Origin of the sequence: Cronobacter sp. HA18006 (genome assembly GCF_011605445.1) — a bacterium.
In the GTDB taxonomy this organism is placed as follows: domain Bacteria; phylum Pseudomonadota; class Gammaproteobacteria; order Enterobacterales; family Enterobacteriaceae; genus Cronobacter; species Cronobacter sakazakii.
The window spans coordinates 80,064-105,605 of record NZ_JAANQB010000023.1; the positions used below are offsets into that span (position 1 = coordinate 80,064).

The following is a 25,542-nucleotide window of genomic DNA, read 5'->3' on the forward strand; positions in this document are numbered from 1 at the left end:
TTATCTTCCCAACCACGGTTGTGGATTGACCGCCTGACCCTGACGGCGAATTTCAAAATAGAGTGAAGGACGACCCTGACCGCCGCTGTTACCCACCAGCGCGATGGGCTGACCGGCGCGGACCTGCGCGCCCACGTTCACCAGCGCGCTCTGGTTGTAACCGTAAAGGCTCATGTCGCCTTTTCCGTGCTCAACCACCACGACCAGACCATAACCCTGCAGCCAGTCGGCAAGGATAACGCGCCCGTCGGCGATGGCTTTCACCTCGGTGCCTTCGCTGGCACCGATAACGATGCCCTTCCAACGTAGTTCACCTTGCAGCTGTTCGCCATAACGGTGCAGCAACGGGCCGCGTACCGGCCAGAATGCCTGACCGTTCGGCGAGCCGAGCCCGCCGGTGCGCGCCATCAGTGAACGTTCGCTGTCGGAAGGTTTATAGGTGGTGCCTTTGCGCGAGGCCTCTTTCTGACGGGAACGAACCTGTTCAGCTTCACGCGCCTCGCGTTCGGCGCGCGCTTTGGCCGCCGCTTCCGCACGGGCGATGCGATCGCGCAGGCGCGATTCGTTGGCGCGCAGCTCGCTTAGCTGCTGCTGCCCTTCCTGAATGGAAGAATCCAGCGCGCCAAGGGTTTTCTTACGTTCGTTGCGGGCCTGCTCCAGCTTCGCCTGTTGCGCCTGCTGCTCGTAAAGCAGCGTCTGCTGTTGCGTCTGCTTCTCTTCAAGCTCCGCTTTTTGCGTGGCGACTTCTTCGCGGGTTTGCTTGAGCTGGGCGATGGTTTCCTGTCGCGCCTGGTTAAGATAGCCGAAATAGGCCTGTAAACGCTGGCCGCGCTGGCTCTCTTCGCCGCTCAGGATCAGCTGAAGGCCGCTGTGTTGCCCCTGACGGAACGCCGCATCAAGCTGGGCCGCCAGGTTGCGTTCCTGTGCCGCTTTTTGCTTCTCAAGCTTTGCGATGGAGTCGTTCATCTGGGCAATCTGGCGATTGAGATCCGCCAGCGTATTCTGGGTTTCGCGCAGTTTGCGGCTGGCGGCGGCGATCGCCTGTTCCTGGCTTTTCAGCTGGGCGAGCAGTTTCGCGCGCTGCTGCTGTTGCTGGCGCACGGCGCGCTCTTTGGCGGCGATATCATCCTGTATGGATTTAAGCTGATCGCGGTCATCCGCGTGGGCGGAAAGCGGGCATAACAATACGCCAGCGCTGAGCGCGCTGGCGTAAAGCAGGGGCTTAAGTGAGAACCGAAACGGCCTGTTGCCCCATGTCATTGAAAAAATCGCCTTTCCCTTCATGGGGAGGGATTATTCCACGATGAACAGCGGCTTGCCAGTCATCTCTTGCGGGATTTCCATCCCCATCAGCGTCAGCAGGGTCGGCGCGATATCAGAGAGCTTGCCGCCGTCCACGGCTTTCACGGCTTTATTGCCCACGTAAATCAGCGGCACCGGCAGGTTAGTGTGCGCGGTGTGCGCCTGGCCTGTTGCCGGATCGCGCATCTGCTCGGCGTTGCCGTGGTCAGCGGTGATAAGCATCTGACCGCCTGCGGCCTCAACGGCGCGGGTCACCTGCGCGATGCAGTTATCCAGCGCTTCCACCGCCGCAACAGCCGCGTCGAATACGCCGGTATGCCCGACCATATCGCCGTTCGGGTAGTTGCAGATAATCGCGTCATATTTGCCGCTGTTAATCGCGCCGACGAGTTTTTCGGTAAGCTCGGCAGAACTCATTTCCGGCTGCAGATCGTAGGTCGCGACTTTCGGCGAATTAATCAGAATGCGATCTTCGCCCGGGAACGGCTCTTCCACGCCGCCGTTAAAGAAGAAGGTCACATGCGCGTATTTCTCGGTTTCGGAGATGCGCAGCTGGGTTTTGTCATGTTTCGCCATCCATTCACCGAAGGTGTTCAGCAGCGAGGCTGGCGGGTAAGCGCAGGCGGTGCGGATATCCGCTGCATACTCCGTCAGCATGACAAAATCCGCGAACTTCACGACTTTTTTACGGCTAAAGCCTTCGAAATCGCGGTTTACAAACGCGCGGGTTATCTGGCGCGCGCGGTCGGCGCGGAAGTTCATGAAAATCAGCGCGTCGCCATCTTCCATTGCGGCAGACGCTTCGCCTTCACCACGAATTACGGTCGCTTTAACGAATTCATCGTTTTCATCACGCGCGTAGGCGGCTTCAAGGCCGGCCACCGCGTTTTGCGCTTCATATTCGCCTTTCGCCAGCGTCAGCAAGTCATACGCCTGCTCCACGCGGTCCCAGCGGTTGTCGCGATCCATCGCGAAATAGCGGCCAATGATAGAGGCGATGCGGCCTTTACCGACTTCGGCAAATTTCGCCGCGAATTTCTCAAGCGACGCTTTTGCGCTGCGCGGCGGCGTATCACGGCCGTCCAGGAACGCGTGCAGATAGATTTTCTCTGCGCCACGGGCGGCGGCCAGTTCAATCATCGCCAGGATATGATCTTCATGGCTGTGTACGCCGCCCGGCGACGCCAGGCCCATAATGTGTACGGCTTTGCCTGCAGCGACGGCTTTATCCACAGCGGCAGTCAGCACCGGGTTTTCAAAGAAAGTGCGCTCTTTGATTTCCACATCCAGACGCGTGAGATCCTGATACACGATGCGACCGGCCCCCAGGTTGACGTGACCGACTTCCGAGTTGCCCATCTGACGGTCCGGCAGGCCGACTTCAAGGCCAGAGGCATCAATTAAGGTGTGCGGACGGTTGGCCCACAGGCTATCCATCACAGGCGTTTTGGCGGCGGAAATAGCGTTATCCTGGCTATCTTCACGGTAGCCATAGCCATCCAGAATCACTAATACGACAGGTTTTTTAGTAAGCGACATTGCAGAACCTCATGCGTCAAAGACGAAAAAATTGGCGTAATTTTACTACACCGCCTGAGGGCAAATAGCCGCAGAAGATCAAAGAACAGGCCGGAGCGTGCAAGCGTGACGGCGCATTTCATTCTTTTTTTCGTAACGCGCCGCAGAAAACACACAACCTGCCTTGTACTGGCTGTAATTGACACAGCGCGCAGGTATACTCCACACCTGGTTTTTTTACTGAGTCGGGAGTTTGACCCCCCCATGCAAGAAATTATGCAATTCGTTGGCCGCCACCCCATACTTAGTATCGCGTGGATTGCGTTACTCGCGGCGGTGATTTACACCACTTTCAAAAGCCTGACCTCTAAAGTGAAGGTGATTACGCGTGGTGAAGCGACGCGTCTTATCAACAAAGAAGATGCCGTGGTAGTGGATATCCGCCAGCGCGACGACTTCCGCAAAGGCCATATCGCCAGCGCCATGAACGTGCTGCCTGCCGATATCAAAGCCAACAACGTGGGCGAACTGGACAAGCATAAAGCGAAGCCGGTTATCGTGGTTGACGGCAACGGCCTGACGGCACAGGAATCAGCGACGGCGCTGACGAACGCCGGGTTTGAACAGGTGTATGTGCTGAAAGAAGGCGTCGCCGGCTGGAGTGGTGAAAACCTGCCGCTGGTGCGTGGTAAATAATTTTCATAAGAGGTAACGACATGGCTAATATCGAAATGTATACCAAAGCAACCTGCCCGTATTGCCATCGTGCGAAGGCCCTGCTGAACAGCAAAGGCGCCGCTTTCCTCGAGCTACCCATTGATGGCGACACCGCCAAACGGGAAGAGATGATTCAGCGTAGTGGCCGCACCACTGTACCGCAGATCTTTATCGACGGTCAGCACATCGGCGGCTGCGACGACCTGCATGCACTGGATGCGCGTGGCGGACTCGATCCTCTGCTGCGCTAGTGCGCTTTAGCCGTGACGGCACATTTAAGGACATTACATACAAAGGGTTTTCGCTCATGTCAGAACAAAACAACACTGAAATGAATTTTCAGCTTCTGCGCATCTACACCAAAGACATCTCTTTTGAAGCACCGAATGCGCCGCACGTGTTTCAGAAAGACTGGCAGCCGGAAGTGAAACTGGATCTGGATACTGCCTCCAGCCAGCTCGCTGACGATGTCTACGAAGTAGTATTGCGCGTGACGGTCACCGCGTCGCTGGGCGAAGAGACCGCTTTCCTTTGCGAAGTGCAGCAGGCAGGTATTTTCAATATTTCCGGCATCGAAGGCACCCAGATGGCGCACTGCCTCGGCGCTTACTGCCCGAACAGCCTGTTCCCGTACGCTCGCGAATGCATCACCAACCTGGTTTCCCGCGGCACTTTCCCGCAGCTGAACCTTGCGCCGGTTAACTTCGACGCGCTGTTCATGAACTATCTGCAGCAGCAGGCTGCTGAAGGTGCGCCAAACCATCAGGATGCCTGATGAACACCATTAATGCGTCAATGACAGTCATCGGTGCCGGCTCCTACGGCACCGCTCTTGCCATCACACTGGCAAGAAACGGCCATCACGTCGTGCTGTGGGGTCATGACCCTGCGCATATCGCGACGCTACAGGCTGACCGCTGCAATGCGGCTTTCCTTCCCGATGTGCCTTTCCCGGATACGCTTCATCTTGAGAGCGATTTAGCCACAGCGCTTGCCGCCAGCCGTAATATTCTGGTGGTGGTGCCAAGCCATGTGTTTGGTCAGGTGCTGCGCCAGATTAAACCGCTGATGCGCCCCGATGCCCGGGTGGTATGGGCGACCAAAGGCCTTGAAGCGGAGACGGGCAGGCTGTTGCAGGATGTGGCGCGTGAGGCGCTGGGCGATGAGATTCCGCTTGCGGTTATCTCCGGGCCGACGTTCGCCAAAGAGCTGGCGGCAGGGCTGCCAACGGCGATTTCACTGGCGGCGACGGACGAGACATTCGCAGACGATCTCCAGCAGCTTCTGCACTGTGGCAAAAGTTTTCGCGTTTACAGCAACCCGGATTTCATCGGCGTGCAGCTTGGCGGCGCGGTGAAAAACGTTATCGCTATCGGTGCCGGGATGTCTGACGGTATCGGCTTCGGCGCGAACGCCCGTACCGCACTGATTACGCGCGGGCTTGCGGAGATGTCTCGCCTGGGCGCAGCGCTCGGCGCGGACCCGACCACCTTCATGGGCATGGCGGGCCTTGGCGATCTGGTGTTGACCTGTACTGACAACCAGTCGCGCAACCGCCGTTTCGGCATGATGCTCGGCCAGGGCGCTGATGTGCAGAGCGCGCAGGAGAAGATCGGTCAGGTGGTGGAAGGCTATCGCAACACCAAAGAGGTGCGCGAGCTGGCGGCGCGTGTTGGCGTGGAAATGCCAATAACCGAGGAAATTTATCAGGTACTCTATTGCGGAAAAAATGCGCGCGAGGCAGCATTAACGCTGCTGGGCCGTACCCGCAAGGATGAGCGAAGCAGCCAGTAAGGACGAGCGCCCGTAATGATTGATGCGTGCCGACAAACTGTTTTGTCGGCCGCTGTTTGTTTGTCTGGAGAAAGCAATGCCGTGTGAAGAACTGGATCTGGTGTGGAAGAATATTAAAGCCGAAGCCCGTCAGCTGGCCGATTGTGAGCCGATGCTGGCCAGTTTTTACCATGCGACATTGCTTAAGCACGAAAATCTGGGTAGCGCGTTAAGTTACATGCTGGCGAACAAGCTGGCGTCGCCGATTATGCCTGCCATCGCCATTCGTGAAGTGGTGGAAGAGGCGTACCGGGCAGACCCGGAAATGATTGCCTCCGCCGCGTGCGATATCCAGGCCGTCCGCACCCGCGATCCGGCGGTGGATAAATACTCCACGCCGCTGCTCTATCTCAAAGGTTTTCATGCCCTGCAGGCCTACCGTATCGGCCACTGGCTCTGGAAGCAGGGGCGTCAGGCGCTGGCGATTTTCCTGCAAAATCAGGTGTCGGTCTCTTTTCAGGTTGATATTCATCCGGCGGCGACCATTGGCCGCGGGATCATGCTCGATCATGCGACCGGCATTGTGATCGGCGAAACCGCCGTGGTGGAAGATGACGTTTCTATTCTGCAATCCGTGACGCTGGGCGGTACCGGTAAAACCAGCGGCGATCGCCACCCGAAAATCCGCGAAGGCGTGATGATTGGCGCGGGCGCGAAAATTCTTGGCAATATCGAAGTCGGGCGCGGCGCGAAAATCGGCGCGGGCTCGGTGGTGCTTCAGCCGGTGCCGCCGCACACCACGGCGGCTGGCGTCCCGGCGCGTATTGTCGGTAAGCCTGAGAGCGATAAACCGTCGATGGATATGGATCAGCATTTCAACGGCATCAACCACGGGTTTGAGTACGGCGATGGCATCTGAGCCTGCAAGGTTTGCATTAAAAAGCCGCGCGGTGCGCGGCTTTGTTGTTTCTGACGGTGGCGTTTAGCTGCGCAATACCGCGCCTGGATAACCAAGCTGCCGCCAGGCCTCGTACACCACGACGGAAACCGCGTTGGAGAGGTTCATGCTGCGGCTGTCCGGCATCATCGGGATGCGGATCTTCTGCTCTTGTGGCAGTACGTCCAGAATTGAGGCGGGCAGACCGCGGGTTTCCGGGCCAAACATCAGATAGTCGCCGTCCTGATAGCTGACCGCGCTGTGCGCAGGCGTGCCTTTAGTGGTGAGCGCAAACAGACGCTGCGGCTTTTCCGCTTCCAGAAACGCGGCATAGTCGGCATGGCGCATCACGGCGGTAAATTCGTGGTAATCCAGCCCGGCGCGGCGCAGGCGCTTATCATCCCAGGTAAAACCCATCGGTTCAATAATATGCAGGCGAAAGCCTGTATTAGCGCAAAGACGGATGATATTACCGGTGTTGGGCGGAATTTCAGGTTCAAACAGGACGATATTCAGCATACGGCTCCCCTTGTGCAGAGGCGCGCAGAATAACAGAATTGCCGGTGGGTAAACACTGCGGACGCAGGATAAACAACGCCCTCCCGCAGGGGGAGGGCGACCTCAGGAGCGGTGATAAAGCGGCAGCCAGAGCGTCAGGCGCAGGCCGCCCAGCGGACTGTCGTCTGCCTTCACCCAGCCGCGATGCTGCTGAACGGCGGTTTCAACGATAGCGAGACCGAGACCCGTACCACCGGATTCGCGGTCGCGTGCCTCGTCAGTGCGATAGAACGGACGGAAAATCTGTTCCCGATCGGCCTGGCTGACGCCCGGACCGTCATCATCGACATTAATCGTAATCCCTTCTTTATCCACGGCAAAACTCACGGAAATCTTGCTGTGCGAGTAGCGCAGCGCGTTGCGCACGATATTTTCCAGCGCGCTTTCCAGCGCGTTCGGGTTGCCATAAAGCAGCCACGGGCCCGGCGGATACGTTACTTCAAATGATTTACCCATCTGCTCGGCTTCAAACGCGGCGTTATCAAGGACTTCGCCCCAGATCTGGTTCGCTTTCATGGTCTCGCTCACCAGCGCGTTTTTCTGCTGGTTACGCGACATCACCAGCAGATCGTTAATCATGCTGTCGAGCCGGTGCGCTTCGGTTTCGATGCGCTCCAGCTCTTTGCTCTCTCCGCTGCGGCGGCGCAGCAGCGCGGTGCCCAGTTGCAGACGCGTAAGCGGCGTGCGCAGTTCGTGGGAGATATCAGAAAGCAGTCGTTGCTGAGTCGTCATCATCCGTTCAAGCGCCGTCACCATCTGGTTAAAACTCGCGCCTGCGGCGATAAACTCCTGCGGCCCGGCTTCCAGCTCCGGGTGCTGGCGCAGGTTGCCCTGAGCCACTTCATCGGCGGCGTTTTTAAGCTTACGCGCCGGGCGCGCCAGGCTCCACGCCAGCCACAGCAGCAGCGGCGAGCTGACCAGCATCGTGACAATCAGCAGTAGCAGCGGGCGGTCGAATAGAAGGTTAATAAAATCGGACTGCGAATTGCTCGCCGGGCGGATTAGGTAAAGCTGGTAATTATCTTCGCCGTCGCGCACGGAAAACGGCCCGACCAGCTCCACGCGGCCATATTTTTTCTTCTGCGGATGATCGGAGTTATCAGACTGGCCGATAAAGTTGCGAATGATCTGCATTTCATTGCGCTCAGCGCCGATCACGCGCCCTTCGCTGGTAACCAGCAACAGCCGCTGCCCCGGCGGTGCCCATTTGTCGATAGCGCGGAACAGCCGCCGCCACCACATCAGATCGTTGGGCGGGTCGCTTGCAAGCTCAGCTTCGACGTGCTGCTCAATCATCGTGCCCTGACGCTGCTCGCTCTCCAGCAATTCCGTCATTTGACGGCTGTCGAGCTTAGGCAGCATCAGGACCAGCATTAACACCAGCGCCAGCGTCAGCCAGAAAATGGCGAAGATGCGGGCGGTAAGACTGCCTATCATGAAGCGGAAACCATCAGATAGCCGCGTCCGCGCAGGGTTTTAAACCACGGATGGCCGTCTTTGCGCTCCGGCAATTTACGACGCAGGTTAGAAATGTGCATATCGATCGCGCGATCGAACGGCGTAAGGCGTTTGCCGAGCACTTCCTGGCTTAAATGTTCGCGCGATACCACCTGGCCCAGATGCTGCGCGAGCAGATAGAGCAGGGTGAATTCGGTACCGGTGAGCTCCAGCGTCTGTCCATCGAAGCTCGCCTCCTGGCGGCCCGGGTTTAAGCAGAGCGCGTCCACTTCCAGCGTCGGCGAGCCGTTATCGCTGTTCTGCTGCTGTTCGCTCCAGTGCGAGCGGCGCAAAATGGCGCGAATACGGGCCACGAGTTCGCGGTCGTTAAACGGTTTTGGCAGGTAATCATCCGCGCCCAGCTCAAGGCCGAGTACGCGATCCAGCTCGCTGCCGCGCGCGGTCAACATAATGACGGGTGTCTGGTGTGTCTGGCGAAGCTCTTTCAAAGTATCAATGCCGTTTTTCTTCGGCATCATCACGTCGAGCAAAAGCAGGTCGATGCTGTCATCCAGGAGGTCAAGCGCCTGTTCGCCATCATGGGCTACGAGGACGTTAAACCCTTCCATGTCGAGCAATTCCTTTAACAGGGACGTCAGCTCGCGGTCATCATCAACTAACAGGATTTTATTCATTTTCAGTACCTCCGAGGCAGAAATTACGTCATCAAGGCGCGCTAATCCATGACTTTACGTTGTTTTACACCCCCTGACGCATGTTTGCAGCCCGAATCGTAGACTGGATTTCGTTGAACCGCAGCACATAAGTTTCCAGGAGTCAGTGATGCGCAAAGTTACCGCCGCCGTCATGGCCTCAACGCTGGCTGTCGGTGCGTTAACCAGCCAGGCAGCATCGGTCCCGACGGACGAAAGCTGGCATCCGGCGGACATGCTGACGCAGCGCAACAGTGTGCAGAGCCATATGTTTGACGGTATTAACTTAACAGAGCATCAGCGCCAGCAAATGCGCGATTTGATGCAGCGAGCGCGGCATGAGCAGCCCCCTGTTAATGTTAGCGAAATGGAGGCCATGCACAGGCTGGTCACCGCAGAAAATTTTGATGAAAACGCTGTGCGCGCTCAGGCGGAAAAAATGGCCCAGGAGCAAGTGGCTCGCCAGGTCGAAATGGCGAAAGTAAGAAACCAGATGTATCGCCTGTTAACGCCCGAGCAGCAAGCGGTTTTAAACAAGAAACACCAGCAACGCATGGAACAGTTCCGTGAGGTTGCACAGATGCAGCGCCAGTCCGCGCTGCCGCTTTTAAGTAGCAGTACCCGTAGTAGTAACCAGTAACAACCCTGTTTTCCTTGCCATAGACACCATCCCTGTCTTCCCCCACATGATGTGGGGGTTTTTTTTTGCCCTTTTTTCACGGTGCTGTAACGTTCACTGCCTTCATGCGTCAGACGAATTTCATCAAACTCCAGCGAACGGTTAGTTATACTGGCAACATGCCTTCGCAGGAGTCGTTATGAATCATGATTATGGCCGTCTGGTGAGCCGGGCGGCGCTGGCCGCAACGCTTGTGGCAACCTTACTGCTGATCATTAAAATTTTCGCCTGGTGGTATACCGGCTCTGTCAGCATTCTTGCCGCTCTGGTGGATTCGCTGGTAGATATCGCCGCGTCGCTGACCAATCTTTTAGTGGTGCGCTATTCGCTTCAGCCTGCCGATGAAGAACATACGTTTGGTCACGGAAAAGCGGAATCGCTGGCGGCGCTCGCGCAAAGCATGTTTATTTCCGGCTCGGCACTGTTTCTTTTCCTGACCGGCATTCAGCATCTGATTACGCCGGAGCCGATGCGCGCGCCGCTGGTCGGCATTGTCGTGACGGTGGCCGCGCTTATTACCACGCTGATGTTAGTCACATTTCAGCGCTGGGTGGTGCGTAAAACCCGCAGCCAGGCGGTGCGGGCGGATATGCTTCATTATCAGTCTGATGTTATGATGAACGGCGCTATTCTGGTGGCGCTGGCCCTCTCCTGGTATGGCCTGCACCGCGCCGACGCGCTGTTCGCGCTCGGGATTGGCGTCTGGATTTTATATAGTGCGTTACGGATGGGCTATGAAGCGATACAGTCGCTGCTCGACCGGGCTCTGCCCGATGACGAGCGCCAGGCGATAATCGACATTGTCGCCGCCTGGCCCGGCGTTCGTGGCGCACACGATCTGCGCACGCGGCAGTCAGGGCCGACCCGCTTTATCCAGCTTCATCTTGAAATGGAAGACAACCTGCCGCTGGTTCAGGCGCATCTTATCGCCGAACAGGTGGAGCAGGCGATCCTGTCCCGGTTTCCGGGGTCGGACGTCATTATTCATCAGGATCCATGCTCAGTCGTTCCGCGTTTCCAGCAAGGGCAATTTGAGCACTAAGCATTCGTTGTAAAGGCGTGGTTCGGTCAGGCATTTTTTGTATATATCACCCCCACGCGGGCTGACCTGAATCAATTCAGCAGGAAGCTGTTGATATACTATTTGCAGCAATAGTCGATCACCTGTCGCGCTTGCGCAGGCGGTTTCCGGCGAAAGTATTCCTTTTGCATTCTACGTTCAGAGGTAGTCATGATTAAGAAAATCGGTGTGTTGACGAGTGGCGGTGATGCGCCAGGCATGAACGCCGCCATCCGCGGTGTTGTCCGCGCGGCGCTGACGGAAGGTCTGGAAGTGTTCGGCGTTTACGACGGCTATCTTGGCCTGTATGAAGACCGCATGATCCAGCTCGACCGCTACAGCGTTTCCGACATGATCAACCGCGGCGGCACCTTCCTCGGTTCCGCGCGCTTCCCGGAATTCCGCGAAGAACATATCCGTGCCGTGGCTATCGAGAACATGAAGAAACGCGGGATCGACGCGCTGGTTGTCATCGGCGGTGACGGCTCCTACATGGGTGCCAAACGCCTGACTGAAATGGGCTTCCCGTGCATCGGCCTGCCGGGCACCATCGATAACGACGTCGCAGGCACCGATTACACCATCGGTTACTTCACCGCGCTGCACACCGTGGTTGAGGCGATTGACCGTCTGCGCGACACCTCTTCTTCCCACCAGCGTATTTCCATTGTGGAAGTGATGGGGCGCTACTGTGGCGACCTGACTCTGGCGGCGGCCATCGCGGGTGGTTGCGAATTTATCGTTCTGCCGGAAGTGGAGTTCAACCGCGAAGATCTGGTGGCAGAAATCAAAGCCGGCATCGCGAAAGGCAAGAAACACGCTATCGTTGCGATCACCGAGCACATCTGCGACATCGACGAGCTGGCGAAATACATCGAAACCGAAACCAAACGCGAAACCCGCGCGACGGTGCTCGGCCATATCCAGCGCGGCGGCTCGCCGGTGCCTTATGATCGTATCCTGGCATCCCGTATGGGCGCTTACGCCATCGAACTGCTGCTGCAGGGCCACGGCGGCCGCTGCGTCGGCATCCAGAACGAAAAAATGGTGCATCACGACATCATCGACGCTATCGAAAACATGAAGCGTCCGTTCAAAGGCGACTGGCTGGAGTGCGCGAAAAAGCTCTACTAAGCCTCTCGGTAAACGCCCGGTATGCTAACGCGCCCGGGCGTTGTTTTACTCTGCGTTATTCCCCAAAGTTATAGCCAATTTTTTTTTATTCTTTAGTCCACGCCGCGCTTTCTGGCACGCTGCTTTTATCGAAATTCACATCTGAAAATTTAAAGAGAGCGTGCGATGAACAAGTGGGGCGTGGGCATTACTTTACTGTTGGCTTCGGCAAGCGTACTGGCGAAAGACGTGCAGTTGTTAAACGTCTCTTACGATCCGACGCGCGAATTCTATGAGCAGTACAACAAAGCGTTCAGCGCGCACTGGAAAAAAGAGACCGGCGATAACGTCGTGGTCCGCCAGTCGCATGGCGGTTCCGGCAAGCAGGCGACCTCGGTCATTAACGGTATCAAAGCGGATGTCGTGACGCTGGCGCTGGCCTATGACGTGGACGCGATCGCCGAGCGCGGCCGTATCGATAAAAACTGGATCAAACGCCTGCCGGACAACTCCGCGCCGTACACCTCCACCATCGTGTTCCTCGTGCGCAAAGGCAATCCGAAGCAAATCAAAGACTGGAACGATCTGGTGAAGCCGGGCGTGTCGGTCATCACGCCGAACCCGAAAAGCTCCGGCGGCGCGCGCTGGAACTATCTGGCGGCCTGGGGCTACGCGCTGCATCACAACAACGGCGATCAGGTCAAAGCGCAGGAATTCGTCAAGGCGCTGTATAAAAACGTCGAAGTGCTCGATTCCGGCGCGCGCGGCGCGACCAACACCTTTGTTGAGCGCGGCATCGGCGATGTGCTGATCGCCTGGGAAAACGAGGCGCTGCTGGCCGCCAACGAACTTGGCAAAGACAAATTTGAAATCGTGACGCCGAGTGAATCTATCCTCGCCGAGCCGACTGTTTCGGTCGTCGATAAAGTGGCGCAGGAGAAGGGCACCCAGGCGGTGGCGGAAGCCTACCTGAAATATCTCTACTCGCCGGAAGGCCAGGAGATCGCCGCGAAAAACTTCTATCGCCCGCGCGATGCGCAAGTCGCCGCGAAATATGAAAGCACCTTCCCGAAACTGAAACTCTTCACGATTGATGATGTGTTCGGCGGCTGGACCAAAGCGCAGCAAACGCACTTTGCGAACGGCGGCACGTTCGATCAGATAAGCCAGCGTTAAATACCCCGGCCACACGGATGTGGCCAGCTTTCCTCCATAATAAACCCCCGCTTCGTCCCGTTTTACGCTACCCTTTGCGTTTTCAGCGTTAACAGGGGAGACGCATGAAACGAGCGCTATTGATCACCGTTGCGCTTATCGCAGTACTGGCATTAACCACGCTGGTGGCGTGGCGATATCTCTTTCCACACGATCCGGACGCGTTAAGACACATCGTTATGCAGCAGTGCCTGCCCGGCGAGCGAGAACGCCAGGAGCCGGCCCCTTGCGCCCAGGTTAATCTCCCGGCAGGTTATGTCGTCCTGAAAGACATCAACGGTCCGCTGCAATATCTGCTGATGCCGACGTGGAAAATCAACGGCATCGAAAGCCCGCTCCTGCTTTCCGATAACACGCCCAACTTTTTCTGGCAGGCATGGCAGGCGCGCCGCTGGATGAGCGAAAAACGCGGTAGCCCGGTGCCCGACAGCGCGGTTTCACTGACCATCAACTCCAGGATGGGCCGCTCGCAGAATCATTTTCACATCCATATTTCCTGCCTGCGACCGGACGTGCGTGCGCAGCTTGATGCTGCGATGAACGTCATCGGCAGCCGCTGGCAGCCGTTTCCGGGCAGTCTGCGCGGTCACGACTATTTAGCGCGCCGTGTTTCCGGCGAAGAGCTGTCACGCCGCTCGCCGTTCATGATGCTGGCGGAAGAGGTGCCGCAAGCGCGTGAGCACATGGGGCGCTATTCGCTGGCGCTGGCGCCGCTTAAAGATGGCGCGTTTGTCCTGCTCGCCACGCAACGTCAGTTATTGCCGTTCAATCTGGCGCACAGCGAAGAGCTTCAGGATCACGACTGCGCGCTGCTTCATGAAGGCACGTCATAACATTTACTTAACGGCAGGTGCGCCGTAGACTTGCTGAAAATTTCATCAGGAGACAGGTATGTCCGTCTGGCTTGCGCACCCGCTGCTCTTACCTTCACTCATTATTCTGCTGACCATCGTTCTCTGGGCGACGTCCCTGCTGCCGGAATTCATCACGGCGCTGCTCTTTTTCGCGGTGGCGATGATAGCCAAAATCGCGCCGCCGGAAGTCCTGTTCGGCGGTTTTGCGTCGTCGGCGTTCTGGCTGGTGTTCAGCGGCTTCGTGCTGGGCGTGGCGATCCGTAAAACGGGGCTTGCAGACCGGGCAGCGCGCGCGCTGTCGGCGCGGCTGACCGATTCCTGGTGGCAAATGGTAGCGAGCGTGGTGCTGCTCAGCTATGCGCTGGCGTTCGTCATGCCGTCGAACATGGGGCGCATCGCGCTGCTGATGCCCGTCGTGGCGGCGATGGCGAAACGCGCCGGTATCGAAGAAAACACCCGCGGCTGGTACGGCCTGGCGCTGGCGGTGGGCTTTGGCACGTTCCAGCTCTCTGCCACCATTTTGCCCGCCAACGTGCCGAATCTGGTGATGAGCGGCGCGGCGGAAGGCTCCTTCGGCATCCATCTCAACTATCTGCCGTATCTGCTGCTGCACACGCCGGTGCTGGGGCTGCTCAAGGGCGCGGTGCTGATTGCGCTTATCTGCTGGTTCTTCCCCGGCAAGCCGCAGCCGCCGCGCGAGTTGCCCGCCGCGACGCCGATGAGCCGCGCGGAAAAGCGCCTCGGCTGGCTGCTGCTGGTGGTGCTGGCGCTGTGGGTTACAGAAAGCTGGCACGGCATCGGCCCGGCGTGGACGGGGCTTGCGGCGGCGGTTATCACGCTTTTGCCGCGCGTCGGGTTTATCACTGGCGATGAGTTCGCAAGCGGCGTCAACATGCGCACCTGCATCTACGTGGCGGGCATTCTGGGGCTGGCGACCACCGTGACCCACACGGGCATAGGTAACGCGGTCGGCGCGGCGCTGATGCAGGTCATGCCGCTCGATCCGGCGCACCCCTTTACCAGTTTCGCCGCGCTTACCGGCATCACGACGGCGCTTAACTTCATCATGACGGCCAACGGCGTTCCGGCGCTCTATACCACGCTTGCGGAGAGCTTTTCGCGCAGCACTGGTTTCCCGCTACTCTCGACCATCATGATTCAGGTACTGGGATATTCCACGCCGCTGTTGCCGTATCAGGCGTCGCCCATCGTGGTGGCGATGGCGCTGGGTAATGTTCCGGCGCGCGCGGGCATGAAGCTCTGTCTGGCGCTGGCGATAGTCACCTTTCTTTTCCTGTTGCCGCTCGATTACGGCTGGTTCCGGCTGTTGGGTAAACTCTGAAGCAACACGACGCGGAGGCCATTATGGCGACGATGCATTTTGCGGTCTGGTATTCCACGACGGACGACGTACAGGCGCTGCGGGAGGCGCTGCCCGCGCCCGGCTGCGAGCGCCATTTTTTGCAGGATTTCGGCTTCGCGCAGGGGTACGCCGACGACGCGATCGCGCTCTGGTACGGCGCGACGCCTGGCGAAAAAGGGTCGATACACCCGCATAATCCGGCGCTCGACCCGCACTTCGCGTTTTTAACCCGCGCGGCGGGGGAACAGCTGTGCGAGCGCGGCGTCAGCGAGATCCGCTTCCTGTACGCGTTGCCCGATGTGGACTACTACGGCGAGACCGAATCCTCGCCGCTGCTCGTCTTTCTCGGCAATATTCTCTGCTGCCCGCCGCCTGGGTTTCAGCTGCCGCGATAGGTGGAATAGCCGTACTGGCTCAGCAGCAGCGGCACATGGTAATGCTCGTCGGTGTTATCGATATGGAACACCACCGGCACTTCCGGGAAGAAGCTGGATTGCTTGTGCGAGGCAAAGTAATCGCCGGTTTCAAAAATCACGCGGTAGTCGCCTGCGGCAGCAGGCGCGTCCGGCCAGAGCGCCTTAATGCGGCCATCTTTATCGGTCGTCGCCTGGTTCAGCGGCTCCCACGCATTCCCCTGTTTTTTCTCCAGTTTTACCACCACGCCCGGCGCGGGTTTGCCGGTCTGTTCGTTCAGTACATGCACGCTCAGTAAATTCGCCGGCGCGGCAAGCGCGAGGCCTGGCAGGGCGAAAAGGGCAGCGGCGGCAAGCGTTTGAAAACGGTTCATTATCATTCCTCCTTAAGTGGTTGTGCACTCATCCTGCCACCTGCGCGGGCGAAAACGCCTGACGCGAAGATGACAGTTTTGTCATCCTGCGTATCGCTGCTGGGCAGCGCCCGCGTTCTTTGCGAGACTGTCGCCATGAAACTGCTGCTGATTGAAGACAACGACAAAACCCGCGCGTGGCTCGAAAAAGGGCTGCGGGAGGCGGGGCTGGTGGTGGACACCGTCGCCGACGGGCGCGATGGCCTGCACCTGGCGCTGGAGCAAGACTACGCGCTGATCATCCTCGATATCATGCTGCCGGGGCTCGACGGCTGGCAGGTGTTGCGCGCGCTGCGCACCGCCAAAGCCACGCCGGTGCTCTGCCTGACGGCCAGAGATGCGGTAAGCGATCGCGTGAAAGGGCTGGAGCTGGGGGCCGATGATTATCTGGTGAAGCCCTTTTCCTTCGCCGAGCTGCTGGCGCGCGTGCGGGCGCAATTGCGCCGCCATGCGCCTGCCGCCGCGACGCTACAGGTGGCGGATCTGACGCTTGATACCGCGCGTCACGCCGCCAGCCGCGGCGGCGAGCGGATCGCGCTGACCCGCCAGGAATTTACGCTGCTGTGGCTGCTGGCAAGCCGCGTCGGGGAAATTTTACCGCGCACGCTGATCGCCAGCGAAGTCTGGGGGATTAACTTTGACAGCGAAACCAACGTGGTGGATGTCGCCATCCGTCGCCTGCGCAAAAAAATCGACGATCCGTTCCCGCTCAAGCTGATAGAAACCGTGCGCGGCATGGGTTATCGCCTCAATGCACCGGAGCAGAGCGATGCGTAGTCCGTCGTTAACGCTGCGCCTGACGCTCATCTTCACGCTGCTGGTGGCGTTTGCCTGCGGCGTCACTGGCGTGTCGCTCTACCGTTCGTTAAGCGCCGAGCTTCTCTGGCGCGATGACCAGACGCTGCTGAACCGCGCCTCACAGCTGCGCCAGCTGCTGACGGACGGCGCCGAGCCGCGCCAGCTGCCGCTCTATTTCAACCGGATGCTGGATACGCGCCAGGATCTGCTAATGATAAAACGCGCGGAGGGCGAGACGCTGGTGAACATCAACCAGGCGGGTGTCACCCTGCCGACGCTTGCGCCGGTGCCGCCGGGGCGCGGCGTTAACGAGCAGGCGCTGCACCGCTGGCAGCGGCCTGACGGCGTCTCTATCAGCGCGCTGGCGCTGACGGCGAGCGATGCGCGCGGCCCGCTCATCATCACCGTGGCGCGCGTGGCGCAGGAGCGCGCGCAGATGCTGGCCCAGTATCGCCGGGAGAGCCTGATGGTGTGCCTGCTGGCGACGCTCGCCGCCGCGCTGCTCAGCCCGTGGCTTATCCGCCGTGGCCTGCGCGCCATCGCCCGTCTCAGCGAGGCCACCGCGCGCACCGGCAGCGAGACGCTGCAACAGCCGCTCAGCCTGGAAACCTTACCGCGCGAGCTGCTGCCGCTCGGCGAGGCGCTCAATACCATGCGCCACCGTCTGGCGGAGGATTTTGCTCAGCTGACGCGCTTTGCTGACGATCTGGCCCACGAACTGCGCACGCCGGTGAATATTCTGCTGGGGCAAAATCAGGTCGCGCTGCAACGCCCGCGCAGCGTGCAGGAGTATCAGAGCCTGCTTGCCGGAAATATCGAAGAGCTGGAACAAATGACCCGGCTGATTGAAAACATTCTGTTTCTCGCCCGCGCCGATCATCAAAACATCGCGCTGAAGCGCGAAAGGCTGGCGCTTGAGCCGTTTATTCATCAGCTGACCGATTTTCTGGAGCCGCTGGCGGAAGAACAGGAGATAACGTTTAACGTTCAGGCTCAGGGTGATATTTTCGCCGATCGTCTGCTCCTCCAGCGAGCGCTCACTAACCTTCTGACCAACGCGCTGCGCCACGCGCCTGCTGGCAGCGAGGTGCGGATTACCGCCGTTCAGGAGGCCGGAGAAACCGTGCTCAGCGTCGCCAACCAGGGCGCGCCGATTGCGGAGGCGGAAAAACTATTTCTGCGTTTCTGGCGCGGGGATAACGCACGCCACACGCCCGGCACCGGGCTTGGGCTGGCGCTTACAGAGGCGATCGCGCGCCTGCACGGCGGGGAAACGGCAGTAGATCATGAGGCGGGCTGGAACCGCTTTCGTCTGCGGTTCCCGGCGGCCTGATCAGGCGAGCTTCAGCGCCGCCATCATGCCGATAATATTGGTCGCCGAATGCAGGACGATGGGTGCCAGCAGGCTGCCGGTGTGAATACGCACCTGGCAGAGAATTATCGAGAAAACAAACAGCCAGACGAAGGTGGTGGGCATCTGGTACTGCGCGTGGCCGATGGCGAAAAACAGCGACGTGCCGACCATCGCGACCGTCTGGCCGGTTTTCCCCCAGCCGATGCCCGCATTCAGCAAAAAGCCGCGGCAGATAACTTCTTCAACGACAGGGGCCAGCAGGCAGATGCAGATAGCCGTCAGCGCAAGATTAAAAGATGACATCTGCGAAAGCGTCGCGCTCCACGGCTCCTGCCTGCCGAACAGCCCGTGAATGAGGGAGAGCGCCAGCAGCGCCAGCCCCGGCCATACCAGCGACTGCACGCTCAGCCCGCCCGCAGGCAGCAGGCCGAAGCGCCTCTGGTAACGCTGCCAGCAAAACAGCGCGAACGGCAGCCAGAACACGAAATAGAGCAGCGGCGTGGCGAGCCCGGCGCGGTAAATGCTCATATAGCCCGGCAGCATCGACACCACCAGCGGCAGCATAAACCAGGCCAGCCCGACGGCAATACAGAGCAGAGTATGTTGAAGTCGGTCGGCGGGCGCGTTCATCGTGACGTCCTTGTGGCTGAGGAAAGGAGAGCGGGCCATTCCCGCTGCCGCGGATTATACCTGGCCTTTCTCCGCCGATAAGCTTTTTTGTGGTGGCCGAAGCGGGATCCGGAAAGCGGAAAAGGCGTGCGTCAGGCGTTCAGCCGCGCCAGTCCTGCCCGCGCGGGTGGGTAATCGCCGCACTGCGTATAACAGGCCTGCGCCTCTGTCGTCATGCCGGAGATTTCCAGGATCACCCCGATGTTGTACCAGGCCTTAAAACTGGTCACGCCCGCTTTGCTGCTCTGCGGCATGCGGGTGCAGTGTAAGAAGGTGTCTACCGCCGCCTGTAGCTGGCCGTTATTCATCAGGACCAGCGCCTTAAGAAACATAAAATCGGCGGAGGTATACCAGCGCTCGTAATCAAGAATGTTCATGGCCGCCGCGTAATCGCCCTGATTAATCAGCGCATAGCCCAGCGTTTCGACCATCTCTTCGACATACTCCAGCGCCACGTTCGGCTTATAACTCAGCGCCTTGCGAAACGCCTCTGACGCTTGCCTGTAGTCGCGTTTGAGAAAATGGCTTTTGCCTAGCTGAAACCAGAGATACGGGTCGTCCGGCTGCGTCTGCAACGCCCGCTCCAGCAGGCGGATGTTGCGGGTAATTTTATCCGTCTCCTGCAACACCGCTTTTTTGTAGCCGACGTGATCGAGCGTCACAGGAACCGGGAACATGTCGCCCGGCGCGTGGCCCTCGCGCGGCGTCACCTGCTCATGGATCACTCCCTGATAGTGATAACGCGCCTTCGGAAACAGGCGCGACACGCGCTCGCGCAGGGTGGTTACGCCGTCGCCTTCGTCAATGTAGTTAATCCGCTCCACGCGCCCGACGCCGTCCGGGTGCGCGTGGATAAGCGCCTGTAGCGCCGGGATATCCACCGCCGTTATAGATTCATCGGCATCAATCACCAGCACCCACTCGTGACGAGCGTACTCCAGCGAGGCGTTGCGCGCCGCCGCGAAATCATCCACCCACGCGAAGTCATACACCTTGTCGGTAAAGCGTTGCGCGACGGCTCTGGTGTCGTCCTGCGATCCGGTATCGACAATCACAATATCGTCGAAATGCGCGGCGACGGAGGCGAGGGTGTCGGCAAGGTGCTTTGCCTCGTTTTTCACGATCATGCAGATGGAAATCATAGCGTCAGGTTCAGGCGGCTTCGGGGAAATTCACGATACCAGAGGTATCGGCGGCGGGCGGCAATTTTTTAGCGGCGCCTGCCAGCGCGTCAGCGCCGTCTATTATTAACTCTCCGTTATAAAAAAAGCCGCGCGGCATCGTAGCGGCAACACTCTTTTCACTTTGACAATACTGGAGGCCTGGCATGAGCAACCACGGCGATGAAACACACCACGGGCATCTGCGCGATGCAGGCGGCCCGCCGCCGCAATATGTCCCGTTGAGGCTGACGGTGAATGGCGAAACCCGGCAGCTGGAGGTGGACACCCGCACGACGTTGCTGGACGCGCTGCGTGAGCATCTGGCGCTGACGGGCACCAAGAAAGGTTGCGATCACGGCCAGTGCGGCGCGTGTACGGTCATCATTGACGGACGGCGCGTGAATTCGTGTCTGACGCTGGCGGTGATGCATCAGGATGCCGACGTCACCACCATTGAGGGGCTCGGCTCGCCGGAGAACCTGCATCCGATGCAGGCGGCGTTTGTGGAGCATGACGGTTTTCAGTGCGGCTACTGCACGCCGGGGCAGATCTGCTCCTCGGTCGCGATGCTTAAAGAAATCGAAGCGGGCATTCCAAGCCATGTGACGCACGATTTAGTCTCGCCCCCCGAAATGACCGCCGACGAGATCCGCGAGCGCATGAGCGGCAATATCTGCCGCTGCGGCGCGTATGCCAACATTCTTGCTGCGATCGAAGATGTCGCCGGGAGTGAATCCTCATGAAAGCTTTCACTTACGAACGCGCCGCGACGCCCGCAGAGGCGGCGGCCAGCGCGCAGCGCACGCCGGGCGCAAAATTCATCGCGGGCGGCACAAATTTGCTCGATCTGATGAAACTGGAGATAGAAACGCCGGTACATCTGATAGACGTTAACGGTCTCGCGCTGGACACAATTGAGCCGACAGAAAACGGCGGTTTGCGGATTGGCGCGCTGGTGCGCAACACCGATCTGGCGGCAGATGACCGCGTGCGCCGCGACTACGCCGTGCTTTCACGCGCGCTGCTGGCCGGGGCGTCCGGGCAGCTACGCAACCGGGCGACGACCGCCGGAAACCTGTTGCAGCGCACCCGCTGCCCCTATTTCTACGATACCAACCAGGCGTGCAATAAACGTAAGCCCGGTAGCGGCTGCGCCGCCATGCAGGGTTACAGCCGCCAGTTAGCCGTGGTGGGCGCGAGCGATGCCTGTATCGCCACGCACCCGAGCGATATGGCGGTCGCCATGCGCCTGCTGGATGCGGTGGTGGAAACCATCAACCCGAACGGCCAGGCGCGCCGCATTCCGGTCGCGGAGTTTTACCGCGCGCCTGGCGATACGCCGCATTTGGAAACGGTGCTGGAGCCTGGCGAATTCATCACGGCCGTCACGCTGCCGCCGCCGGTGGGTGGAACGCACATCTATCGCAAAGTGCGCGACCGCGCCTCTTACGCGTTCGCGCTGGTGTCGGTGGCGGCGATTGTGCAGCCGGACGGCACCGGGCGCGTGGCGGTGGGCGGCGTGGCGCATAAACCCTGGCGGCTCGATGCCGCGGATGCCCAGGTGCCGCACGGCGCGCAGGCGGTGTATGACGCGCTGTTCGCCGATGCGCAGCCGACCGCGGAAAACGCATTCAAGCTGGTGCTGGCGAAACGCACCATCGCCTCGGTACTGACGCAAGCGAGGGCAGGCTGATGAAATTTGAAAAACCGGCAACAGAGAACCCGATCGACCAGCAGAAAGTGGTCGGGCGGCCGCGCGATCGTATCGACGGCCCGCTGAAAACTTCAGGCCAGGCCACTTACGCCTATGAGTGGCACGATGAAGCGCCGAACGCCGCTTATGGTCACGTGGTAGGCTCCGCCATCGCCAAAGGGCGCATCGTCGCGATGAATATCCAGGCGGCGCAACAGGCGCCCGGCGTGCTGGCCGTGGTGACGGCGGAAAACGCCGCCCTGCCCGGTAAGGGCGACATGAACGCCGCAACATTACTGGGCGGCCCGGACATTGAGCATTATCACCAGGCTATCGCGCTGGTGGTGGCCGAAACCTTCGAACAGGCGCGCGCGGCCGCCGGGCTTATCGCCGTGGAATATGAAGAAGCGCCGGGGCATTACGATCTGGCGCAGGAAAAACCGTCGGTGACCACGCCGCCGGACGATACGCCCGATAAAATCGTTGGCGATTTTAATAGCGCTTTTGAAAGCGCCGCCGTGCAGCTCGATGCCACGTACACCACGCCCGATCAAAGCCATATGGCGATGGAGCCGCACGCGTCCATGGCCGCGTGGGAAGGCGATAAACTCACGCTCTGGACGTCCAGCCAGATGATTAACTGGTGGCGCGGCGATCTCGCCAAAACGCTCGGTATTCCTGTTGAAAATATCCGCGTGCGTTCGCCGTTTATCGGCGGCGGCTTTGGCAGCAAACTCTTTCTGCGCAGCGACGCGGTGCTGGCGGCGCTCGGTGCCCGCGCAACGCAACGCCCTGTGAAAGTGATGTTGCCGCGCCCCTTTATTCCCAACAACACCACGCACCGCCCGGCCACGATCCAGCGGGTGCGCATCGGCGCGCACAATGACGGGCGCATCACGGCCATCGCCCATGAAAGCTGGTCCGGCAACCTGCCGGGCGGCCCGACGGAGACGGCAACCAACCAGACGGAGTTGCTCTACGCGGGCGCAAACCGCCACACCGGACTGCGGCTGGCGGAGCTGGATCTGCCCGAGGGCAACTCCATGCGCGCGCCTGGCGAAGCGCCGGGCATGATGGTGCTGGAGATCGCGATGGATGAGATGGCCGAAAAACTCGGCATCGATCCGGTGGAGTTTCGCATTATCAACGACACGCAAGTCGACCCGGCGCACCCGGAGCGCTTTTTCTCGCGCCGTCAGCTGGTGGAGTGTCTGCGAACCGGGGCGGCGCACTTCGGCTGGCATCAGCGCAACCCACAACCGGCGCAGGTGCGCGAAGGCGACTGGCTGATTGGGCTCGGTATGGCGGCGGGGTTTCGTAATAACCTCGTGACCAAATCGGGCGCGCGCGTGCATCTGGACGCGCAGGGCCACGTCACCGTGGAAACGGACATGACGGATATCGGCACCGGCAGCTATACCATCATCGCGCAAACCGCCGCTGAAATGATGGGCGTGCCGCTGGAGCGAGTGACGGTGCGCCTGGGCGATTCCGATTACCCCATCTCTTCCGGCTCAGGCGGGCAGTGGGGCGCGAACAGCTCCACGGCGGGCGTGTACGCGGCGTGCGTCAAACTGCGCGAAGCGGTCGCCAGTAAGCTCGGTTTTGACCCGAACCGCGCTGAATTCTTCGATGGCAATGTGCAGAGCGACGGGCGCATCGCGGCGCTCGCCGATGCCGCCGCTGACGGCACGCTGACGGTTGAAGACACCATGGAATATGGCGATCTCGATAAACAGTTCCAGCAGTCGACCTTCGCCGGACATTTTGTGGAAGTGGCGGTCGAGGCGAACACCGGTGAAGTGCGCGTGCGCCGGATGCTGGCGGTCTGCGCCGCCGGGCGCATTCTCAATCCGAAAACCGCGCGCAGCCAGGTGCTCGGCGCGATGACGATGGGGCTTGGCGGGGCGCTGATGGAAGAGCTGTTCGTTGATACGCGGCGCGGCTTTTTCATAAATCACGACATGGCGCTCTATGAAGTGCCGGTTCACGCCGATATCCCGACGCAGGAGGTGATTTTCCTGGAAGACACCGACCCGGTGTCGTCACCGATGAAAGCCAAAGGCGTGGGCGAGCTGGGCCTGTGCGGCGTCAGCGCCGCCATTGCGAACGCGATTTACAATGCCACCGGCGTGCGCGTGCGTGATTACCCCATCACGCTGGATAAGCTGCTTGAAGGGCTGCCAGAGATGGCATAAGGACGTGACGGCTGGCGGCCACGCGTCGCCAGCCGCACCCGATCGCCGTTTAACAGAAGGATGAGAAAAGGTGCTGCAACAAACCCTGCTGACAGAACAGGCGCGGCCTGAGGCGGCGTTTCTGACCGATGACAGCACCGCGATTTTGCGCTTTGCGGCGCAGGCGCTGCGCGCCGGCATGGCCGCCGCGCTGGTCACGCTGGTGGAGATCCGCGGCGGCTCGTCACGGGCGCTCGGCGCGCAGATGGCCGTGCGCGACGATGGCGCATATTGCGGATTTGTCTCCGGCGGCTGCGTGGAGGCGGCCGCCGCTTTCGAGGCGCTGGAGGCGATCGCCTGCGGCGAAGACCGCCTGGTGAAATATGGCGACGGCTCGCCCTATTTCGATATTGTGCTGCCGTGTGGCGGCGGCATTACGCTCGCGATCCACCCGTTACGTGAGGCGACGCCGCTGCTGGCGGTGCTGAACGCCCTTTCGCAGCGCAAAGCGGCCGGGCTGCGTTATCACCCTTCCTCCCAGACGCTGCAAAGCGTGCTGCCGGTACAAAAGACCGGCTGGCGCGACGACGCCTTTGACGTGCGCTACACGCCCTGCACGCAGGTCATTATTTTTGGCCGCTCCGTGGAGGCCGAGACCACCGCCACAATCGCGCGGGCGGCAGGTTACGACGTGCTGATGAATGACGGCGTCAATCCGCAGACTGCTTGTGCGCAGATGGACGCCGATACCGCCGTCATCGTGCTTTTTCACGATCTTGATCGCGAGTTACCGGTGCTTGAGGCGGCACTTTCTGACGCGCCGTTTTACATCGGCGCGCTCGGCAGCCAGCGTACCCATGCCGCACGCACCGCGGCGCTGCGCGAGCGGGGCTTTAGCGAGCAGGATATCGCCCGCATTAAAGCGCCGATTGGGATCTTCCCGAAAGCCCGCGACGCGCAGTCGCTGGCGCTGTCGATTCTGGCTGATGTTGCGGCGGTGCGACTCAACCGGGAGGCCGCAGTCTGATGCCCGAAGCACAGCCGGTCATCATTATTCTCGCCGCCGGAAAGGGCGAGCGCTTTCGCGCGGGCGGCGGAACCACGTACAAGCTGGAGGCGCTGCTGGCGGGCAAACCGGTGCTACAACACGTGCTGGCGGCGGCGCAAGCTTCTGGCCTGCCGTGGCATCTGGTCAGGCCGCAAGGCGGCACCCGTGGCATGGGCGAGTCCATCGCGCTCGGTGTGAAAGCCACGCCAGACGCCGCAGGCTGGCTGATTCTGCCGGGCGATCTGCCGCTCATAACGGCCGCGTCGCTGCAACGAGTGGCCCAGGCGCTGAACGAAAAGCCCGTCGTGGTGCCGTACTATCAGCAGCGTCACGGCCACCCGGTCGGCTTCCGGCGGGAGTATTTTGATTCTCTTACCCTGCTTACCGGCGATGAGGGCGCCAAAGCGGTTGTGCAGGCGGCAAGAGCGTGCGCAGATGTGTTTTCGCTTGCGTTAAACGACCCGGGCATCGTGCAGGATATCGATGTGCCTGAGGATTTAGCAGCGGCGGAACACGATAAAAATAACGCCGTACAGATTTTACGAACACGCTGGTGAAATGCGTAAAATCTGACG

The 25,542-nt window shown here is 60.0% G+C and carries 27 protein-coding genes; 19 read left to right on the plus strand and 8 right to left on the minus strand.

Annotation, left to right across the window (positions count from 1 at the left end; genetic code table 11):
* Together envC and gpmM are read right to left on the minus strand one after the other, a co-directional pair.
* Positions 1–1,260: a murein hydrolase activator EnvC gene (envC, locus tag G9X48_RS16730; protein WP_234005266.1), complete on the minus strand. Its 1,260-nt coding sequence runs from the start codon at positions 1,258–1,260 to the stop codon at positions 1–3.
* Between the two features lie 33 nt (positions 1,261–1,293).
* Positions 1,294–2,841, minus strand: coding sequence for a 2,3-bisphosphoglycerate-independent phosphoglycerate mutase (gene gpmM / locus G9X48_RS16735; protein ID WP_097570958.1), 1,548 nt, complete (start codon positions 2,839–2,841; stop codon positions 1,294–1,296).
* Between the two features lie 243 nt (positions 2,842–3,084).
* On the opposite strand from gpmM, the gene G9X48_RS16740 reads away from it, so the two are divergent.
* The 5 genes from G9X48_RS16740 to cysE all read left to right on the plus strand — a co-directional run bounded on the left by G9X48_RS16740 (position 3,085) and on the right by cysE (position 6,229).
* Positions 3,085–3,516 (plus strand): rhodanese-like domain-containing protein, encoded by a 432-nt coding sequence (locus G9X48_RS16740; RefSeq protein WP_004388491.1) that lies wholly within the window; start codon positions 3,085–3,087, stop codon positions 3,514–3,516.
* Positions 3,517–3,536: 20 nt separating this feature from the next.
* On the plus strand, positions 3,537–3,788 hold the full coding sequence (gene grxC / locus G9X48_RS16745) for a glutaredoxin 3 (protein ID WP_004388492.1): 252 nt from the start codon (positions 3,537–3,539) through the stop codon (positions 3,786–3,788).
* Positions 3,789–3,844: 56 nt separating this feature from the next.
* Positions 3,845–4,312 carry a protein-export chaperone SecB gene (secB, locus tag G9X48_RS16750; RefSeq protein WP_004388493.1) on the plus strand — a complete coding sequence of 156 codons (468 nt, stop codon included), beginning with the start codon at positions 3,845–3,847 and terminating at the stop codon, positions 4,310–4,312.
* Entirely contained in the window at positions 4,312–5,331 is a 1,020-nt protein-coding gene (gene gpsA, locus G9X48_RS16755) for an NAD(P)H-dependent glycerol-3-phosphate dehydrogenase (protein ID WP_004388494.1), read from the plus strand. Before secB ends, gpsA begins: the two co-directional genes overlap by 1 nt.
* A gap of 76 nt (positions 5,332–5,407) precedes the next feature.
* A complete protein-coding gene (gene cysE, locus G9X48_RS16760) occupies positions 5,408–6,229 on the plus strand; it encodes a serine O-acetyltransferase (RefSeq protein WP_004388495.1) in 822 nt (273 codons plus the stop codon).
* Between the two features lie 63 nt (positions 6,230–6,292).
* Here the strand turns inward: cysE and trmL are convergent, their stop codons facing one another.
* From trmL to cpxR, 3 genes are all read right to left on the minus strand, one after another.
* Positions 6,293–6,766 (minus strand): tRNA (uridine(34)/cytosine(34)/5-carboxymethylaminomethyluridine(34)-2'-O)-methyltransferase TrmL, encoded by a 474-nt coding sequence (gene trmL / locus G9X48_RS16765; RefSeq protein WP_007895451.1) that lies wholly within the window; start codon positions 6,764–6,766, stop codon positions 6,293–6,295.
* A 102-nt stretch (positions 6,767–6,868) separates the two neighbouring features.
* Complete coding sequence (gene cpxA, locus G9X48_RS16770; RefSeq protein ID WP_007797501.1) at positions 6,869–8,242, minus strand: envelope stress sensor histidine kinase CpxA; 1,374 nt, start codon at positions 8,240–8,242, stop codon at positions 6,869–6,871.
* Positions 8,239–8,937 carry an envelope stress response regulator transcription factor CpxR gene (gene cpxR / locus G9X48_RS16775; protein ID WP_007895453.1) on the minus strand — a complete coding sequence of 233 codons (699 nt, stop codon included), beginning with the start codon at positions 8,935–8,937 and terminating at the stop codon, positions 8,239–8,241. The genes cpxA and cpxR overlap by 4 nt, the downstream gene beginning before the upstream one ends.
* A 148-nt stretch (positions 8,938–9,085) precedes the next feature.
* On the opposite strand from cpxR, the gene cpxP reads away from it, so the two are divergent.
* The 7 genes from cpxP (at position 9,086) to G9X48_RS16810 (ending at position 15,634) form a co-directional block, all read left to right on the plus strand.
* Positions 9,086–9,595, plus strand: a complete 510-nt coding sequence (gene cpxP, locus G9X48_RS16780; RefSeq protein ID WP_004388498.1) for a cell-envelope stress modulator CpxP — start codon at positions 9,086–9,088, stop codon at positions 9,593–9,595.
* A gap of 178 nt (positions 9,596–9,773) precedes the next feature.
* Positions 9,774–10,676 (plus strand): CDF family cation-efflux transporter FieF, encoded by a 903-nt coding sequence (gene fieF / locus G9X48_RS16785; RefSeq protein WP_004388499.1) that lies wholly within the window; start codon positions 9,774–9,776, stop codon positions 10,674–10,676.
* A gap of 189 nt (positions 10,677–10,865) precedes the next feature.
* Positions 10,866–11,828 carry a 6-phosphofructokinase gene (pfkA, locus tag G9X48_RS16790; RefSeq protein ID WP_004388500.1) on the plus strand — a complete coding sequence of 321 codons (963 nt, stop codon included), beginning with the start codon at positions 10,866–10,868 and terminating at the stop codon, positions 11,826–11,828.
* A 165-nt stretch (positions 11,829–11,993) separates the two neighbouring features.
* Positions 11,994–12,983 carry a sulfate ABC transporter substrate-binding protein gene (locus tag G9X48_RS16795; RefSeq protein WP_097641140.1) on the plus strand — a complete coding sequence of 330 codons (990 nt, stop codon included), beginning with the start codon at positions 11,994–11,996 and terminating at the stop codon, positions 12,981–12,983.
* A 104-nt stretch (positions 12,984–13,087) separates the two neighbouring features.
* Positions 13,088–13,855, plus strand: a complete 768-nt coding sequence (locus G9X48_RS16800; protein ID WP_097641139.1) for a CDP-diacylglycerol diphosphatase — start codon at positions 13,088–13,090, stop codon at positions 13,853–13,855.
* 58 nt (positions 13,856–13,913) lie between these two features.
* A complete protein-coding gene (locus tag G9X48_RS16805) occupies positions 13,914–15,218 on the plus strand; it encodes an SLC13 family permease (RefSeq protein WP_054628457.1) in 1,305 nt (434 codons plus the stop codon).
* A 23-nt stretch (positions 15,219–15,241) separates the two neighbouring features.
* A complete protein-coding gene (locus G9X48_RS16810) occupies positions 15,242–15,634 on the plus strand; it encodes a hypothetical protein (protein WP_007853015.1) in 393 nt (130 codons plus the stop codon).
* On the opposite strand, the gene uraH is transcribed toward G9X48_RS16810, so the two are convergent.
* Positions 15,619–16,026: a hydroxyisourate hydrolase gene (gene uraH / locus G9X48_RS16815; protein ID WP_007895493.1), complete on the minus strand. Its 408-nt coding sequence runs from the start codon at positions 16,024–16,026 to the stop codon at positions 15,619–15,621. The two genes, G9X48_RS16810 and uraH, sit on opposite strands and share 16 nt — an antisense overlap.
* A gap of 135 nt (positions 16,027–16,161) precedes the next feature.
* Between uraH and hprR the strand changes: the two genes are divergently transcribed.
* Both hprR and G9X48_RS16825 read left to right on the plus strand, forming a co-directional pair.
* Complete coding sequence (gene hprR / locus G9X48_RS16820; protein WP_012126265.1) at positions 16,162–16,842, plus strand: response regulator transcription factor HprR; 681 nt, start codon at positions 16,162–16,164, stop codon at positions 16,840–16,842.
* Positions 16,835–18,196, plus strand: coding sequence for a heavy metal sensor histidine kinase (locus G9X48_RS16825; protein ID WP_097641138.1), 1,362 nt, complete (start codon positions 16,835–16,837; stop codon positions 18,194–18,196). Before hprR ends, G9X48_RS16825 begins: the two co-directional genes overlap by 8 nt.
* Here G9X48_RS16825 and G9X48_RS16830 read toward each other — a convergent pair whose 3' ends face one another.
* Entirely contained in the window at positions 18,197–18,847 is a 651-nt protein-coding gene (locus G9X48_RS16830; protein WP_054625539.1) for a type II CAAX endopeptidase family protein, read from the minus strand.
* Positions 18,848–18,978: 131 nt separating this feature from the next.
* The gene (locus tag G9X48_RS16835) at positions 18,979–20,028 is read right to left on the minus strand and encodes a glycosyltransferase family 2 protein (protein WP_054625538.1); all 1,050 of its coding nucleotides are present in this window, start codon (positions 20,026–20,028) and stop codon (positions 18,979–18,981) included.
* A gap of 185 nt (positions 20,029–20,213) precedes the next feature.
* Here G9X48_RS16835 and paoA point away from each other — a divergent pair, with 185 nt between their 5' ends.
* From paoA to G9X48_RS16860, 5 genes are all read left to right on the plus strand, one after another.
* A complete protein-coding gene (gene paoA, locus G9X48_RS16840; RefSeq protein WP_038879021.1) occupies positions 20,214–20,792 on the plus strand; it encodes an aldehyde dehydrogenase iron-sulfur subunit PaoA in 579 nt (192 codons plus the stop codon).
* Positions 20,789–21,742: a xanthine dehydrogenase family protein subunit M gene (locus tag G9X48_RS16845; protein ID WP_085045736.1), complete on the plus strand. Its 954-nt coding sequence runs from the start codon at positions 20,789–20,791 to the stop codon at positions 21,740–21,742. The genes paoA and G9X48_RS16845 overlap by 4 nt, the downstream gene beginning before the upstream one ends.
* Complete coding sequence (gene paoC, locus G9X48_RS16850) at positions 21,742–23,940, plus strand: aldehyde oxidoreductase molybdenum-binding subunit PaoC (RefSeq protein ID WP_097641137.1); 2,199 nt, start codon at positions 21,742–21,744, stop codon at positions 23,938–23,940. The genes G9X48_RS16845 and paoC overlap by 1 nt, the downstream gene beginning before the upstream one ends.
* Positions 23,941–24,010: 70 nt before the next feature.
* Entirely contained in the window at positions 24,011–24,946 is a 936-nt protein-coding gene (locus G9X48_RS16855) for an XdhC family protein (RefSeq protein WP_097641136.1), read from the plus strand.
* A complete protein-coding gene (locus G9X48_RS16860; RefSeq protein WP_097641135.1) occupies positions 24,946–25,524 on the plus strand; it encodes a nucleotidyltransferase family protein in 579 nt (192 codons plus the stop codon). The genes G9X48_RS16855 and G9X48_RS16860 overlap by 1 nt, the downstream gene beginning before the upstream one ends.
* Positions 25,525–25,542 lie beyond the last annotated feature (18 nt).

Coding starts and splice junctions, on each gene's coding strand:
- G9X48_RS16830 (WP_054625539.1), bottom strand. CDS start 18,847: ATGAACGCGCCCGCCGACCGACTTCAACATACTCTGCTCTGTATTGCC.
- G9X48_RS16845 (WP_085045736.1), top strand. CDS start 20,789: ATGAAAGCTTTCACTTACGAACGCGCCGCGACGCCCGCAGAGGCGGCG.
- G9X48_RS16800 (WP_097641139.1), top strand. CDS start 13,088: ATGAAACGAGCGCTATTGATCACCGTTGCGCTTATCGCAGTACTGGCA.
- hprR (WP_012126265.1), top strand. CDS start 16,162: ATGAAACTGCTGCTGATTGAAGACAACGACAAAACCCGCGCGTGGCTC.
- G9X48_RS16835 (WP_054625538.1), bottom strand. CDS start 20,028: ATGATTTCCATCTGCATGATCGTGAAAAACGAGGCAAAGCACCTTGCC.
- cysE (WP_004388495.1), top strand. CDS start 5,408: ATGCCGTGTGAAGAACTGGATCTGGTGTGGAAGAATATTAAAGCCGAA.
- G9X48_RS16805 (WP_054628457.1), top strand. CDS start 13,914: ATGTCCGTCTGGCTTGCGCACCCGCTGCTCTTACCTTCACTCATTATT.
- gpmM (WP_097570958.1), bottom strand. CDS start 2,841: ATGTCGCTTACTAAAAAACCTGTCGTATTAGTGATTCTGGATGGCTAT.
- G9X48_RS16810 (WP_007853015.1), top strand. CDS start 15,242: ATGGCGACGATGCATTTTGCGGTCTGGTATTCCACGACGGACGACGTA.
- paoA (WP_038879021.1), top strand. CDS start 20,214: ATGAGCAACCACGGCGATGAAACACACCACGGGCATCTGCGCGATGCA.
- pfkA (WP_004388500.1), top strand. CDS start 10,866: ATGATTAAGAAAATCGGTGTGTTGACGAGTGGCGGTGATGCGCCAGGC.
- cpxA (WP_007797501.1), bottom strand. CDS start 8,242: ATGATAGGCAGTCTTACCGCCCGCATCTTCGCCATTTTCTGGCTGACG.
- cpxR (WP_007895453.1), bottom strand. CDS start 8,937: ATGAATAAAATCCTGTTAGTTGATGATGACCGCGAGCTGACGTCCCTG.
- envC (WP_234005266.1), bottom strand. CDS start 1,260: ATGACATGGGGCAACAGGCCGTTTCGGTTCTCACTTAAGCCCCTGCTT.
- gpsA (WP_004388494.1), top strand. CDS start 4,312: ATGAACACCATTAATGCGTCAATGACAGTCATCGGTGCCGGCTCCTAC.
- trmL (WP_007895451.1), bottom strand. CDS start 6,766: ATGCTGAATATCGTCCTGTTTGAACCTGAAATTCCGCCCAACACCGGT.
- secB (WP_004388493.1), top strand. CDS start 3,845: ATGTCAGAACAAAACAACACTGAAATGAATTTTCAGCTTCTGCGCATC.
- cpxP (WP_004388498.1), top strand. CDS start 9,086: ATGCGCAAAGTTACCGCCGCCGTCATGGCCTCAACGCTGGCTGTCGGT.
- fieF (WP_004388499.1), top strand. CDS start 9,774: ATGAATCATGATTATGGCCGTCTGGTGAGCCGGGCGGCGCTGGCCGCA.
- G9X48_RS16860 (WP_097641135.1), top strand. CDS start 24,946: ATGCCCGAAGCACAGCCGGTCATCATTATTCTCGCCGCCGGAAAGGGC.
- uraH (WP_007895493.1), bottom strand. CDS start 16,026: ATGAACCGTTTTCAAACGCTTGCCGCCGCTGCCCTTTTCGCCCTGCCA.
- paoC (WP_097641137.1), top strand. CDS start 21,742: ATGAAATTTGAAAAACCGGCAACAGAGAACCCGATCGACCAGCAGAAA.
- G9X48_RS16795 (WP_097641140.1), top strand. CDS start 11,994: ATGAACAAGTGGGGCGTGGGCATTACTTTACTGTTGGCTTCGGCAAGC.
- G9X48_RS16825 (WP_097641138.1), top strand. CDS start 16,835: ATGCGTAGTCCGTCGTTAACGCTGCGCCTGACGCTCATCTTCACGCTG.
- G9X48_RS16740 (WP_004388491.1), top strand. CDS start 3,085: ATGCAAGAAATTATGCAATTCGTTGGCCGCCACCCCATACTTAGTATC.
- grxC (WP_004388492.1), top strand. CDS start 3,537: ATGGCTAATATCGAAATGTATACCAAAGCAACCTGCCCGTATTGCCAT.